The organism is Dysgonomonas sp. HGC4 (assembly GCF_001261715.1).
Classification (GTDB): domain Bacteria; phylum Bacteroidota; class Bacteroidia; order Bacteroidales; family Dysgonomonadaceae; genus Dysgonomonas_A.
In genome coordinates this window covers 66595-80725 of the sequence record NZ_CVRU01000119.1, presented here as the reverse complement: position 1 = coordinate 80725, position 14131 = coordinate 66595, and the positions used below count along the sequence as shown (strand labels likewise).

The following is a 14131-nucleotide window of genomic DNA, read 5'->3' as shown; positions in this document are numbered from 1 at the left end:
TATAACCTTCTATAATATTGTATCAATCATAGTCATAAAAAACCGAGATCTTGTTTAAACTTTCGTTTTTTGTGCCAATTGCATATAACAGTCTTCAATACTTGGTTTAATAGCATAAACATCAATATCCTGATGACCTTTACCTATAAGATAGGTTCTTATATCCTCCATTTTCAAATCTTCTTTTACTGTTATATGGTGCACTTCACCAAACGTAAAGCAAGTTTTTATACGATCATAGCCTCTTAAATCATTCAGAAGCCTAAACATTTCTTTACTCTTTACTGCCCAAAGTATTTGGGTAAAAAGTTCAATGATATTATCAGGAGTGTCAACTTGCAAAAAAGTTCCCTCTTGAATCAATGCAATACGGTCACACAGCATAGCTTCATCCATATAAGGAGTCGATACCAATATAGTTATATTCTGCGCCTTTAAATTTTGAAGCATTTCCCAAAATTCTTTTCTTGAAACCGGATCAACACCCGTTGTGGGCTCATCGAGAAATAAAACAGTAGGTTTATGAATCAATGCACAACTAAGTGCCAATTTTTGCTTCATCCCTCCAGATAATTTACCCGCTCTTCTATCTTTAAAAGGTTCTATCTGGCTATAAATATCTTTGATCAGATCGTAGTTCTCTTTTATAGTGGTATTAAAAACAGTAGCGAAGAATTCGAGATTTTCCTCCACAGTCAAATCCTGATAAAGAGAAAATTTCCCCGGCATATACCCTATTCTATTACGAATCTGTTTATAGTCTTTGATAATATCCAATCCATCGACTGTTGCTGTTCCACTTTCAGCAAGCAAAAGAGTGGTAAGAATACGAAATAGCGAAGTTTTACCAGCTCCATCAGGACCGATAATACCATATATCTCACCTTGCTGAACATCAAAACTGATATTATTCAGAGCTTGAATATTTCCGTATTTCTTATTTATATTCTGTACCGAAATTGCAACCATATCTTTTAGTAATCTACATATATTTAATGTCCTATTCTTAACCCTAATTTCAGCAAGTATAACTCGCTCCTACATCGAAGTAGTAAATAGACATTGAAACTTAGAACTTTATTTCTCCGTACATTCCTCTTTTAATATATCCATCGTTCTTTACTGCAATTTTTACAGCATAAACCAGATTGGCACGTTCATCTCTTGTCTGTATTGTTTTAGGCGTAAACTCTGCTTTATCGGATATCCATTCTATTGTGCCCGAATATTCCTTTCGGTCTGCTTCTCCCAAATCAGAGAATACCTGTACAGTTTGACCTACTTTCAACTGCGTCAACTGACTGGCTGATATGTATGCCCTTAGGATCATATTTTCAATATCTCCTACTTTAAATAATGCCTTACCTTGCACTGCGAGCTCTCCTTGTTCAGCATATTTAGATAATATAGTTCCCTTTATAGGACTTTTAATCACCGATTTTACAATCTGATCATTTAATTGGGCTACTTGTATTTGCATAGAAGAACTTTCTTCAGAAATGCCTCGATTAGAATTCATCAAGACTTCAGTCTGTGCAGCTAATTGTTTTTCGAGGTAAAGAATCTGAGCATTGATATCATCTAGCTGTTTTTGATTAGCTGCATTCGATTTCACTAAGTTTTCGAAACGTGCTTGTTCTTTTTTTTGTGTAACAATCTGCTGTTGTATTGCTGCAATTTGTCTTGGAACATCAGTCTGTTTACTTTTTACTGCCTGATTGCTTGCCAACAACTGCATTTTTTTTAGATATAACTGTGTCGTATCTATATATCCCATAGGCACATCTGGATTGACGATCTGCCCCTCTTCCAAATTAAGTTCTAGAATTTTCCCATTTGCTTCGGATGAAACTATAACCTCCGTAGTTTCGAATATTCCCGAAGCATCATAATCGCCCTTTTTATTGCCACATGCAACAAGTAAGAAACTTATAATAAGGATGGATAATGCTTTAATAGTTCTCATATATTATTTATCTTAAAGATTTAATCGAATAAAAGTATTTATTGATCTGCTTTTTGCAACGGAAGATTTCTGTATTATCAAAAAAAGAACATATCAACTAATAATCAAACACTTACAACCAACACCTAAAATAGTTTTAGACCTTAATTATTAGTTGTATATTTTAGATTATAAATAGACAACAACAACTCTATCTCGTGCTGGATTTTGTCTTGTTTAGCTAAATCCTCAGCATTTACTTCTCGCATAAGATCAGTTACCGTCAGAGTTCCATTTGCAACCTTCACTTCTGCCGATTTTTTCACATTATTCCGAAGCATTATTATCTCATCATCGTATTTTAGTAAATCGCGATTTCTTTTTACTTCACTTTGCTCTTGAGTTACCTCCAAATTGGTATTAAACAAGAATGTTTCTTTTTCAGCGGCTAATGAACTCTGATTGGCTTCGATCAGTTTACGATCGTTCTTTTCAGTATAAAGTCCTCCAAAATTCCACGACAAACGAACTCCTGCTACATAATAAGCTGCAAATTTATCTTCTAACATATTCAAGCCAGGTCTTCCATATCCTCCGGTAGCAAATAGACCTAGCTTTGGCATATAACCTGCTTTGATTTGTTTTTTCTGAGTTTCGAGATCATTATACTGTGCATCGAACAGATGTAATTCCGGACGCCCAATCTGGGCAGATAGTAACTCATTCTCTGAATTTGGTTTCTCTAAAACAGTATTCTCATTGATCAATTCCCCAATCAATGCAGACAACATATCAATAAAAGCTTTTCTATTCGAGATCAATTGAGTTTGCGTCTGTTTTGTTTTTAGCTGTTCCACTTTTATGGCATCCAAATCAGACTGGTTAGCAATACCATTTTCTATATAACTTGAAATAAGATTAAAATTTCGTGCTAGCTCTTCTTGAATCAATAGATTCTGCTTAATTTTTGCATCAAATAAGAGTATACCAAAATATAGCTGATTCACTCTGTCGTTAATCGTATATAAAGTAACTTCCAGTTGTTTAGAAGCAACCTCTGAAGCCGTTTTCGCCATTTCTTTCTTAGAACCAATAACTCCGCCATCCCAAATAGTTTGGTTTACATCCAGAGTTACACCATACTGATCTTTACTCAATGGCTGAATATCTACACCAGGTACGGAGATAGGAAGATGTGGAACATCGGATTGATAGGTAGCCTTAGCTGTCATCGAAAACTGAGGCAAGTATCCTTTATTCGCATTCGACAAGTTATACTCTTTTGTTTTCTCGATCAAGCCATAACGCTTAATCAAAGGATAGTTCTGCTTGGCTTTCTCCTGACAAGCCTCAATAGTCAATTGTGCCGATGCCATAAAACAACTACTGAGCAAAACACACAGAACAATTATTATTCTTTTCATATTTTCAGATGACGTTTTCATTCCACAAACATTATCACTTAACAATTTTGTTAGTTACAGTCTAAAAAAATTAAACACTCAACCCATTTATAATAAATTGGATATTATTTTCCCTCCTTTGTAGTAGAAGCTTTTCAACCTCTTTGTCATTTCTCCTTATAATCTGCAACAAAGGCATTGCTAAAAATGTAATCGCATTTAGAGCAATTATATTCATCAACAATTCAGTAGGACGGATAAAACGCATAGAGCCATTCTCGACCTCAATATCGATTCTCTCCTTTAGTCTTTTTATTATACCTTTTAGTTTAGGGAAGACACTCCTTACAAGCATTTTCTTCCTCTCATCGTGAGTAATTATTTCTCCGTAAATAAAAAAGAGTAATCTGGGATTGGCAGCAACAAAATCGTAATGGCTACCAATAGCCAATTTCAACTGCTCGAAAAAAGGTAAATCTTGATTAAATGACTGTGAGAAAGATTCAGCTAGAGTCTTTATTTTTTGCTGATAAACCATAGAGAACAAATTCTCCTTTGTTCTGAAATAGTAATGAATCATTGCATGATTTACTCCCGCACGTTTTGCGATAGCAGTAGTTTTAGCACCAGCAAATCCCTTCTCTAGAAATTCATATTCGGCAGCTTCTAATATTGTTTGTTCGGTAGTTATATCTTTCTTTTCCACTATCAACTTATTTGTTTAACAATTTTGTTAACAATACAAATATAGGAGAGATTTTATGAAATACAAACATTTACTTAAAAATTAATCTTTAAACGTTTATCAAACTTATCCATACAGTAGTATATCCTATCACCCAAAATACGTTTTTGCTCCAACTTGGAATTCTGCTCCATTTGAGTATAATTAGAGCGATTCTCGGCATAAGAATAATTATAGTGACGAGTATTAATTTGCACCAATATCAAGCTTAAGGTAATAGTCGCAATAGATATAGTGCATACTCTAGATCTAATTCTAACATATTTTGAAATTGCAGGCAGTAATAAATTTAAAATAACACAAAAAAGGATCAATAAGAAAATATCATAATTATTCCACCACCAAATCTTTCCATATCCTCCAACGTAATTATCCGAAGGCCAAAATAAAGATATTCCACCCCACACCGATGAAGGAGTGGGTAAATCGCCGGTGAGATGTGCCCAGTAACCTAAAACAAATGCAATAAAAAAGACAGAGGATGCCTTGAAATAAGCAAGTAAAGGAATCGTTTTATACTTCCTCATTACTATATAAATCAACAGAAGGAATAATACAGCAACCAATAAACTTCCAATCAATGAGTGAAAAAATGCATGATGCGAATACCAAAATTTACTGCCATAAATGACACGACCTGAATGCTCTAAATTAAATAAAGAGCCTAAAGCCCGATCAAACCCAGACCACATACTTATTGCATCAATATCGGGAAATGTACCCCCAACTGCTCCTGCTAAAACAGTCTTAGCTTTACGAGATGAGCTCATCTGGTTATAATTGGCTACAACTGTACCTATTGCGGCACCAGAAAGAGCATGGGTAAGAATATCCATAAATGATATTTAAATATTTAGAATAAAAAAAATCTGACACCTTAAATACAAATTTATACTTTATAATCTAGAATAATAAATTAAATTCGTGTCCTAACAGGTTTTAAAGTTATAATCATACAAAAATACTGCACCTGTGATTTTTCGGTTCAATGAGCTACTAACAATTAAGCAACAACACCTAAATAAAATATGATATACCTCGAAGTCAGAAATATTATAAAGCAATATGCAGGTCATAGGGCTCTTAATGATGTAAGTATAAAAGTTCCTCAAGGGAAAATTTACGGATTACTTGGCCCCAATGGAGCAGGCAAAACTACATTGATACGAATTATAAATAGAATTACAGCTCCTGATAGTGGCGAAGTATTTCTAAACGGTCATCTATCCGCTCAATCCGACATTTACAATATTGGCTATTTGCCGGAAGAAAGAGGTCTTTACAAAAAAATGAAAGTGAAGGAGCATGCATTATTCTTGGCTGAACTAAAAGGTCTAAAAAAACAAGAAGCCAACCGAAGGATAGATGAATGGTTCGAAAAATTCGATATTACCTCGTGGAAAGACAAGAAGATAGAAGAACTGTCCAAAGGTATGCAACAAAAGATACAATTCATAACAACTGTTATCCACGATCCTCAATTATTAATTCTCGATGAGCCATTTAGTGGATTCGATCCGGTTAATGCTGAGCTTTTGAAAAAAGAAATTCTTGAATTAAAAGCAAAAGGAAAAACAATTATTCTTTCAACCCATAACATGGAATCGGTTGAGGAACTTTGCGATGAAATCACTCTGATTAATAAATCTCAGGCTGTATTACAAGGTAATGTAAAAGAGATACGCAATAAGTATAAAAAGCACATTTTTACCGTAATTGTAAATGGCAGTGATTTTGACTTATCTTCCGATTTATTTTCGTTGGAATCGAAAGAATCACATACTGAAACGACTAAAGTAAAAATCAAAAAGCTGGGAGGCTCTTCAAATTCACAGATTCTAAGAGAAATAACCGACAAATACGAAGTAGTCTCTTTTGAAGAAGAGTTGCCCTCTATGAACGAAATATTCATCCAAACAGTCACAAACCTATGAATGCATTAAGCCTCATTATAAAACGAGAATACCTATCACGAATAAAGAAAAAATCATTTGTGATACTTACCTTATTAATGCCCATCCTTATGGCTGCGTTAATAATTGTACCCTTATTATTATCCAATATTCAAGATTCGGAGATTAAGCGAATCTCTGTTATTGATAATACAGGAAAATACGCCTCTCATCTGAAATCGTCAGAACATTATTCATTCGAGATAGTAGGTGAGGAACAAAACGATCAATTAAAATCAAAAGTAGGAAAAGATATCTTCGGAATATTACAAATAACAGGAGACTTATCGGAAAGCCCCACAGCAGCCACATTTGTATCAGAAAAACAAATTCCTCTCGATCTACAAGGCTACATAAACAACACTCTTTCGGAAGTTGTAAAATCTGATAAAATAAATAGATTGGCACAAGAAGCCGATATTGACACAAAAATCATAGTCGATATCAGACAAGTTATTGAAACCTCGGGCAACATAAAAGTTACAACCAAAAGATGGAGCGATGATGGCTCTGAGAAAGAAACTTCATCTGCTATTGCCGCAGGAATAGGAGGAGTCTTCACATTCATCATGTATATGTTTATACTTATGTATGGCACTATGGTAATGCAAGGTGTAGTAGAAGAGAAAAGCAATCGCATTGTGGAAGTGATGATTTCATCGGTAAAACCATTCGATTTAATGATGGGAAAGATTATAGGGATCGGCTTAACAGGTATTACACAGCTATTCATCTGGTTTGGTATATTCGCTATTATCTTGGGTGCGAAAAGCACACTCTTCGCAGAAGCTGACATGGCAGGATTATCATCACAGATAGCAAGCATCGAGATGTTATTCTCTATTAACTGGGCAGAAATTATTATATATTTTCTACTGCTATTCATCGGTGGATACCTTATTTATGCTTCACTCTTTGCTATGTTTGGAGCAGCGGTGGATAATGCACAAGATACTCAGCAATTTGTAATGCCTGTAACTTTAATATTCATATTCTCTTTTTATGTAGGCATATATAGCCTTCAGAATCCTGATGGACCTCTCGCCTTCTGGTGCTCGATGATTCCATTGACATCACCTATTGTAATGATGGTTCGCATTCCTTTCGAAATACCTCTTTGGGAGAAAATTCTCTCCATAGCTATATTATATACAAGCGTTTTCTTCACAGTAAAGTTTGCAGCAAAAATTTACAGAGTTGGTATTCTCATGTATGGAAAAAAGCCTAGTATAAAAGAACTCATCAAATGGTTTTCCTATAAATAAGGTATAAGAGTTTATCTTATTCTAAATTAGAGTTGCCCGACAATAATTGTTCGGGCAACTTTCTGTTTGAAAAGAATTTTTTAAATATATCTTTGCAACCAAATAAGACCCAGATCTATTTTGATGTTTTGCGAGCATTATGGTCATAAGTCTGTTGCAACACTAAAACATAGCGTTAAACATTTTCCGTTCTAAAGTAAAGTAATGAATATCAAAAAGATCAAATCGTACATGATGCCTGTATCCATGATTGTGGGAGCCTTATTTTATCCCTATCTGGCACAGCTGGCATTTATTACTCCATATCTGATCTTTTTTATGCTGCTCATCACCTACACTAATATCTCGCTACGAGCCGTTCGATTTACAATGCTTCACTTCTGGTTGTTAGTCATTCAATTAGTAGGCAGCATCGTTGCTTATGTTGCCATCAGAGGTATAGACCCTATTATTGCACAAAGTGTGATGATATGTATTTTGGCTCCCACAGCAACTTCCGCCGTTGTTATTACAGGAATGCTAGGCGGAAATACGGCTAGCTTAACAGCATTTAGCTTACTTAGTAATTTAACAGTTGCAGTAGTAGCACCTCTTATGTTTACAATTATAGGAGAGCACTCCGAGTTTTCATTTTGGGAAGAGCTACAAAGTATTACCCAACGAGTTTTTATTCTACTCTTACTCCCTTTTGTATTAGCTATTCTACTCGGAAGATTTCTCCCAAAAGTTCAGAATAAGATAAGAACTTCTCAATCCTACTCATTCTATTTATGGAATCTTGCTCTCATGATAGTAACAGCACGCAGCATAGACTTTCTTCTCTTAGAGGGTAGTACTCATTTCTATACAGCACTAACAATCTTCGGACTCACCCTATTCATTTGTGCTATTCAATTTTATATAGGGCGACGATTGGGACGGCATTATAGTGATACTATTGCAGGAGGGCAAGGATTAGGACAAAAAAACACCATATTATCTATCTGGATGGCTCAGACTTATCTCAACCCGATTTCATCAATTGGACCAGGAGCATACATTTTGTGGCAAAACATAATCAATTCAACTCAAGTATGGCATAAACAGAGACGAAATTAGCACTGTTTCACAGAGTTAACAAAATTCTATTTTTTATCTCAAAGATTTGTGTTAATTTTGTGCGTTCCAAGATGGCTAAAACATATCGTTTTACCAAGCACACTTTACTTAAGGAGACCTTTAAAAGGATCAGAATGTGTTGCTATTTTTAACAGAAATAAAAAAGAAGATGAAACTCTCAATAACCCTTGTTCTGCTTGCCATAGCATCTTATGCTTTTGCACAAAGCAACAACTCGAATTCTCGCAGCACTAAAATTGACGAGAATGAGAAGAAGCGTCTCGAAAATCAGTTTAAAGCTCTCAATACTTTCTACATAGATGATGATGGACTAGTGGTTTATCAAAAACAAGAAAGCGGAGCACCCCAATCGCAGGAAGAAACTCCTGTGTCCACAACAACCAATGCTTCTCCGACTTCTAAAAATGTTAAATCTCAAGAAAGTGAAGAGAAACATTTAGTAAAAGAAGAGAACGAAAGACCTAGAAGCGTTCCAGTGGCAAGAACAATACAAAACTCTAATCATCAGGCAGCACCTGCAAGCGAAGCGCAATCTCCAGCAGCACACAGAGCACCAGTCTTATCAGGAGTTTTAAAAAAAGAAGCTCTCAGACCAACAGAGGCTACTGTAAGTACAGCTAGAGTGAGTGAAGCAACGGAAACTAGATCTGTAAAAAATTCACCTATTGAATTTCAACAACGAGAGGAAGAGTTACCGCAACCGGAAACGAAAGTGGTAGCAACAAAAACAAAGGATACAACTCCAGCTAAATCAACCAATAAAAAATCATCCGTATTCGACAAAAAGAATAGAGCTAGTCAATACAGAACAATGGAAGAGGCAGCATTAGCAGTGGAGGCTCTATTGGAAGATCTCCGTAAAGAACAAGCACAAACAACAAGTGCAGGTTCTATGTCATCTCGTTTATCGGGAGGAGCCGGACGATCTACTTTAAGAAAGAAACCAACAACAAACCCATCCTATAATTCAAGCAATTCGTATAATTCCGTTCCTAATAAGAGTCAAACAATTATTGAAGAGGAAGAATCTCCATTTGGCGACGAACCGACTTATTATATAAATGGGAAAGAAGTTGACAGAATAGAAGTAAACCGATTAAGAAGAAAAGAAATTATCTCGAAAGAAGTACGCACAAGAAATACGGTATCAGGCAATCCTAACGGAGAAGTATGGTATGAGGTAAAATACGACAATTGAGATAATACATAAGAATATATTATAAGAAATGGCGAGAAAGATAAACTTCTCGCCATTTTTTATACTAGTAAATAAAGATATAATACCCTTTCTTATTTCTCAATTGTATCGCTTAAAACCTTATCTATGATTTGAGGGAAATGAAGATATTCTAATTGATGTACTTTTTCTGCAACATTTTCGTAAGTATCTGTAGGTAAAACATCACATTTTGCTTGATAGACTACATTACCCTCATCGTAATTCTCATTAATATAATGTATAGTTATACCAGACTCTAATTCTCCGGCAGCTACAACAGCTTTATGTACATTATCACCATACATTCCTTTTCCACCAAATTTAGGAAGCAATGCCGGATGAATATTTACTATTTTTTGAGGATATGCCTCTATTATATTTTGAGGAACTTTCAATAAAAAACCAGCTAAGACAATAAAATTTATCTCATGTTTCGCTAAACAATTTAGAACTTCATCGGTATTTTCGAAACTATTTTTAGAAAAAGTGACCGATTCTATTCCCATTTTTTCAGCCCGCTGATGTACATAAGCATCCTTCTTATTGGAGATAATAAGCTTTATTGAAACATCTTTTCTTTCCTTAAAATAATTGGTAATATTCTCAGCATTAGAGCCTGATCCGGAAGCGAAAATAGCGATATTGATCATAAACAGGTTTTATATAATTTTGCACACAAAAACAATAAATGTGCAGTTTTAACGAATTTTCTGGTCAAAATATTTGTTTCGTATTAATAAAATACGCTTACTTTGCATCGACAAAATTAGAAATAAAATTTAATTATTCATTAAAATCAAAAAGTTATGTCTGACGTAGCATCAAGAGTTAAAGCAATTATCGTTGATAAATTAGGTGTTGAAGAAACAGAAGTTACAAATGCTGCTAGTTTTACAAACGATCTAGGAGCTGACTCACTTGATACAGTAGAACTTATCATGGAATTTGAAAAAGAATTCGGTATTTCTATTCCAGATGATCAAGCTGAAAAAATTTCAACAGTAGGAGACGCAGTTTCTTATATTGAAGCTAACGCAAAATAAAAATTTCCACAAATAATTTATGGAATTAAAAAGAGTAGTAGTAACGGGTTTAGGTGCAATAACACCGTTGGGTAACGATGTGCAATCCACATGGGACAATGCAATCAACGGAGTTAGTGGAGCTGGGCCCATTACTCAATTTGATGCGTCGAAATTCAAGACACAGTTTGCCTGTGAAGTGAAAGAGTTTGACGTAGCGAAATATCTTGACAGAAAAGAAGCACGCAAGTGCGACAGATATACGCAGTTGGCTATAGCTGCATCAGAAGAAGCAATTGCCGATTCTGGAATTAAGTTCGAAACTGAAGATTGTGATAAGATAGGTGTAATTGTATCTGCTGGAATTGGAGGTATAAAAACGTTTGAAGAAGAAGTTGGATACTATTTCCAGAATAAGGAAATGGGCCCCAAATTCAATCCGTTTTTTATACCTAAAATGATTGCTGATATTGCATCAGGTCACATCTCAATGAGACATGGTCTTCGCGGACCTAACTTTGGAACAGTTTCTGCTTGTGCATCATCTACTCATAGTGCGATTAGCTCTTTTGACCTGATACGTTTGGGCAAAGCTAGCGTAATGGTAGTTGGTGGAGCTGAAGCCTCTATTTGTGAATCTGCCATAGGTGGATTTAATGCAATGACTGCACTGTCGACAAGAAACGATTCCCCAGAAACAGCATCACGCCCGTTCAGTGCGTCTCGTGATGGCTTCGTGATGGGTGAAGGAGCAGCTTGTCTTATTTTTGAAGAGTTAGAACATGCATTAGCTCGTGGAGCTAAAATATATGCCGAAGTTGTTGGTGGTGGAATGTCTGCTGATGCATATCACTTGACATCATCTCACCCTGATGGACTTGGAGCAAAGATCGTTATGAGAGCAGCCCTTGAGGATGCAAACATGAAACCTGAAGAGATTGACTACGTAAATGTTCACGGAACATCTACACCCGTAGGAGACCCCTCAGAGATCAAAGCTATCAAAGAAGTATTCGGTGACTCTGCTTACAAATTGAATATCAGTTCAACTAAATCAATGACCGGACACCTCTTAGGAGCTGCCGGAGCAATGGAATCTTTGTTTTGCGTACTTTCTGTACAAAACGACATTGTTCCTCCAACAATCAACTTCACTGAAGGAGATGAGGATAGCGAAATTGATTATAAATTGAATCTTACATTCAACAAAGCTCAAAAAAGAGAAGTTAGAGCTGCCTTATCAAATACATTTGGTTTTGGTGGACACAATGCATGTGTAATCGTAAAGAAGTTTAATAAGTAAGTATAAATAAGTGCTTAAAAAACTATATCGAACTATAAGGCTTTTTCCTAAAAGAGGGAGAGAGCCTTATGTTTCGTTTTACAAGATACTAAATTTCTATCCGTACAATATAACATTGTATGAACAAGCTCTATTGCACAAATCCTCGTCAATCAAACTTAAAGACGGTAGATGGATTAACAATGAGCGTCTCGAGTTCTTAGGAGATGCAATCTTGGATGCGATAGTAGCAGACATTGTATTTAAGGAGTTCGAATACAAAAAAGAAGGCTTCCTTACCAATATGAGGTCGAAGATTGTACAACGCGAAACACTAAATAAACTAGCGCTTAATTTAGGACTTGATCGCCTTATAAAATCTTCTGCCAAAACAGGCAATCATAAAACCCATATGTATGGCAATGCTTTAGAAGCATTAATCGGTGCAATATATCTTGACCAAGGATACCGAATTGCCAAAAAATTTGTACACGAAAGACTCATCGTGGAGCACTTAAACATAGAAACAGTTGCTCAACAAGAAGTAAACTTCAAATCTCGACTCATCGAATGGAGTCAAAAAAATAAGATCCCCGTAGAATTCAGACTCATTGAATCGTTTACTGACGACAATAATAATCCAATATTTTATACTGCTGTTGACATCTACGATTTTGAATCGGGAACCGGAAGAGGTTATTCGAAAAAAGAATCACAACAAAGAGCTGCTGAGGAAGCTTTAGATAAAATAAATATGGATAAAGAATTCATAAAAGAAATACTCATTCTTAAAGAAAAAGAATCAGAGCTTCCTATACTAGAGGAAAGCCCTGAGCAACCCCCTTTGACAGAATACAACACAAACAACGAGACCAAAGAAGTCTAAACTTTATAATTTATTGCAAAGACTTATTTGCATATCTACAACTCAACAAACACGTCTTTAATCAACTAGAACAAAGCCTTCTAATGAATTGTTATAATTAAATATCCTATTAGTTATAATATATAAATGTAAGATTATGTTCACACTTCATGAGATAGAAGAGATCCATTCAAGAGTAAAAAGCGGAGCAGATTTCCCCCATTACATTCAAGAATTGATAGAAGTGGGAGTTACCAGTTATAGTATTTATGTAAATGACGGACACACCGATTATCATGGAAAAGATAATTTCCATATTACATCCGATGCAAAGTACCCTACCCTACCAATTGCCGAAAAAGGCAATATTGAAAGACTAGAACATGCTTTATCAATACATCAGCAAGGTCAGACCGACTACACAACCTTTTGCAAGCATTCTGCTGAAGCCGGAGTTTACAAATGGACAGTTGATATCACCAATATGCTTTGCTCCTATTATGCCAAAAATGGCAACACAATGCTTGTTGAACAAATACCACTACCTCAAAAAAAGCATTGAGATAACATTTTCATTCTTTATATGAGAAGATAGTTATTTATATTGATAAGGTTGCTCTAAGATTAATATCTTTGCAAACTAACGATTTAAACGCACTAAAGAAACTTCTATTATGACAAAGTATATTCTTACAACATTTTTATTATTAGTTGGTCTACATTCTTTCTCTCAAGAAAATAATATAATTATTGATGCAGATAAGTTCTCAGAAGAGCAATTGAGCAACATCGCAAACATTGCATCGCCAGATGGATGGGTTTTATTAAAATACGAAGGAGAAAATCATTTAAGTAATTTTTCTAATAAAGATTACATCTTATATTTTTCAATCAAATGTACAGAACCTTCTCAAAAACCTCTATTCTTAATTGAGTATTCTAATAACTACAGGGATGGTGATTATGGAGGTATTGATTTTGTAAGTTCTAAAGATGACCACAGAGAAGTTATATTTTTGTTGGATGGTAAAGAATTTAAGAACCCATTTAAGAATCCTGATGAAATTCAATTTGAAGGCTTTATTGAAGCTTTAAAGAAAGCAACAGTACTCACGATCAACATCTATGATTATACCGCCAGCAATGAGCTAGAATTAAATCGCTCACTCGATTTCAAACTAGGAAATGGAGAACTTTTGGAATCTACTGTAAATTGTTATTAAATCTCTCTTCACAGTAACCTTTTGATTAAATTTAAAACAAATAGCAAATCTTACTAAAACACTATTTGTTCAAACAAAAAAAGAGTTACAT

Annotated in this window: 15 protein-coding genes; 9 read left to right on the top strand and 6 right to left on the bottom strand. The window is 35.0% G+C overall.

Annotated elements, in window-relative coordinates; all coding sequences use genetic code 11:
• Positions 1-54 precede the first annotated feature (54 nt).
• From HGC4_RS12505 to HGC4_RS12485, 5 genes are all read right to left on the bottom strand, one after another.
• The gene (locus HGC4_RS12505; RefSeq protein ID WP_050710474.1) at positions 55-969 is read right to left on the bottom strand and encodes an ABC transporter ATP-binding protein; all 915 of its coding nucleotides are present in this window, start codon (positions 967-969) and stop codon (positions 55-57) included.
• A 100-nt stretch (positions 970-1069) separates the two neighbouring features.
• A complete protein-coding gene (locus HGC4_RS12500) occupies positions 1070-1966 on the bottom strand; it encodes an HlyD family secretion protein (RefSeq protein ID WP_050710473.1) in 897 nt (298 codons plus the stop codon).
• A 143-nt stretch (positions 1967-2109) separates the two neighbouring features.
• Positions 2110-3369, bottom strand: coding sequence for a TolC family protein (locus HGC4_RS12495; RefSeq protein ID WP_050710472.1), 1260 nt, complete (start codon positions 3367-3369; stop codon positions 2110-2112).
• A 70-nt stretch (positions 3370-3439) separates the two neighbouring features.
• On the bottom strand, positions 3440-4054 hold the full coding sequence (locus tag HGC4_RS12490) for a TetR/AcrR family transcriptional regulator (protein WP_050710471.1): 615 nt from the start codon (positions 4052-4054) through the stop codon (positions 3440-3442).
• Positions 4055-4128: 74 nt separating this feature from the next.
• A complete protein-coding gene (locus HGC4_RS12485; protein WP_050710470.1) occupies positions 4129-4929 on the bottom strand; it encodes a metal-dependent hydrolase in 801 nt (266 codons plus the stop codon).
• A 192-nt stretch (positions 4930-5121) separates the two neighbouring features.
• Here HGC4_RS12485 and HGC4_RS12480 point away from each other — a divergent pair, with 192 nt between their 5' ends.
• From HGC4_RS12480 to HGC4_RS12465, 4 genes are all read left to right on the top strand, one after another.
• Complete coding sequence (locus tag HGC4_RS12480; RefSeq protein ID WP_050710469.1) at positions 5122-6027, top strand: ABC transporter ATP-binding protein; 906 nt, start codon at positions 5122-5124, stop codon at positions 6025-6027.
• Entirely contained in the window at positions 6024-7310 is a 1287-nt protein-coding gene (locus tag HGC4_RS12475; RefSeq protein WP_050710468.1) for an ABC transporter permease, read from the top strand. Before HGC4_RS12480 ends, HGC4_RS12475 begins: the two co-directional genes overlap by 4 nt.
• 204 nt (positions 7311-7514) lie before the next feature.
• The gene (locus tag HGC4_RS12470; protein WP_050710467.1) at positions 7515-8408 is read left to right on the top strand and encodes a bile acid:sodium symporter family protein; all 894 of its coding nucleotides are present in this window, start codon (positions 7515-7517) and stop codon (positions 8406-8408) included.
• 169 nt (positions 8409-8577) lie between these two features.
• Positions 8578-9627 (top strand): hypothetical protein, encoded by a 1050-nt coding sequence (locus HGC4_RS12465; protein WP_050710466.1) that lies wholly within the window; start codon positions 8578-8580, stop codon positions 9625-9627.
• 92 nt (positions 9628-9719) lie between these two features.
• Here HGC4_RS12465 and purN read toward each other — a convergent pair whose 3' ends face one another.
• Positions 9720-10298, bottom strand: coding sequence for a phosphoribosylglycinamide formyltransferase (purN, locus tag HGC4_RS12460; protein ID WP_050710465.1), 579 nt, complete (start codon positions 10296-10298; stop codon positions 9720-9722).
• A 156-nt stretch (positions 10299-10454) separates the two neighbouring features.
• Between purN and HGC4_RS12455 the strand changes: the two genes are divergently transcribed.
• The 5 genes from HGC4_RS12455 (at position 10455) to HGC4_RS12435 (ending at position 14040) form a co-directional block, all read left to right on the top strand.
• Positions 10455-10691, top strand: coding sequence for an acyl carrier protein (locus tag HGC4_RS12455; protein ID WP_050710464.1), 237 nt, complete (start codon positions 10455-10457; stop codon positions 10689-10691).
• Between the two features lie 19 nt (positions 10692-10710).
• Entirely contained in the window at positions 10711-11973 is a 1263-nt protein-coding gene (fabF, locus tag HGC4_RS12450) for a beta-ketoacyl-ACP synthase II (RefSeq protein ID WP_050710463.1), read from the top strand.
• Positions 11974-11983: 10 nt separating this feature from the next.
• Positions 11984-12838 (top strand): ribonuclease III, encoded by an 855-nt coding sequence (gene rnc, locus HGC4_RS12445; RefSeq protein WP_050710462.1) that lies wholly within the window; start codon positions 11984-11986, stop codon positions 12836-12838.
• Positions 12839-12974: 136 nt separating this feature from the next.
• Positions 12975-13379, top strand: coding sequence for a DUF1398 domain-containing protein (locus HGC4_RS12440; protein WP_050710461.1), 405 nt, complete (start codon positions 12975-12977; stop codon positions 13377-13379).
• 112 nt (positions 13380-13491) lie between these two features.
• Positions 13492-14040: an RNA-binding protein gene (locus tag HGC4_RS12435; protein ID WP_050710460.1), complete on the top strand. Its 549-nt coding sequence runs from the start codon at positions 13492-13494 to the stop codon at positions 14038-14040.
• The last annotated feature ends 91 nt before the right edge of the window (positions 14041-14131 follow it).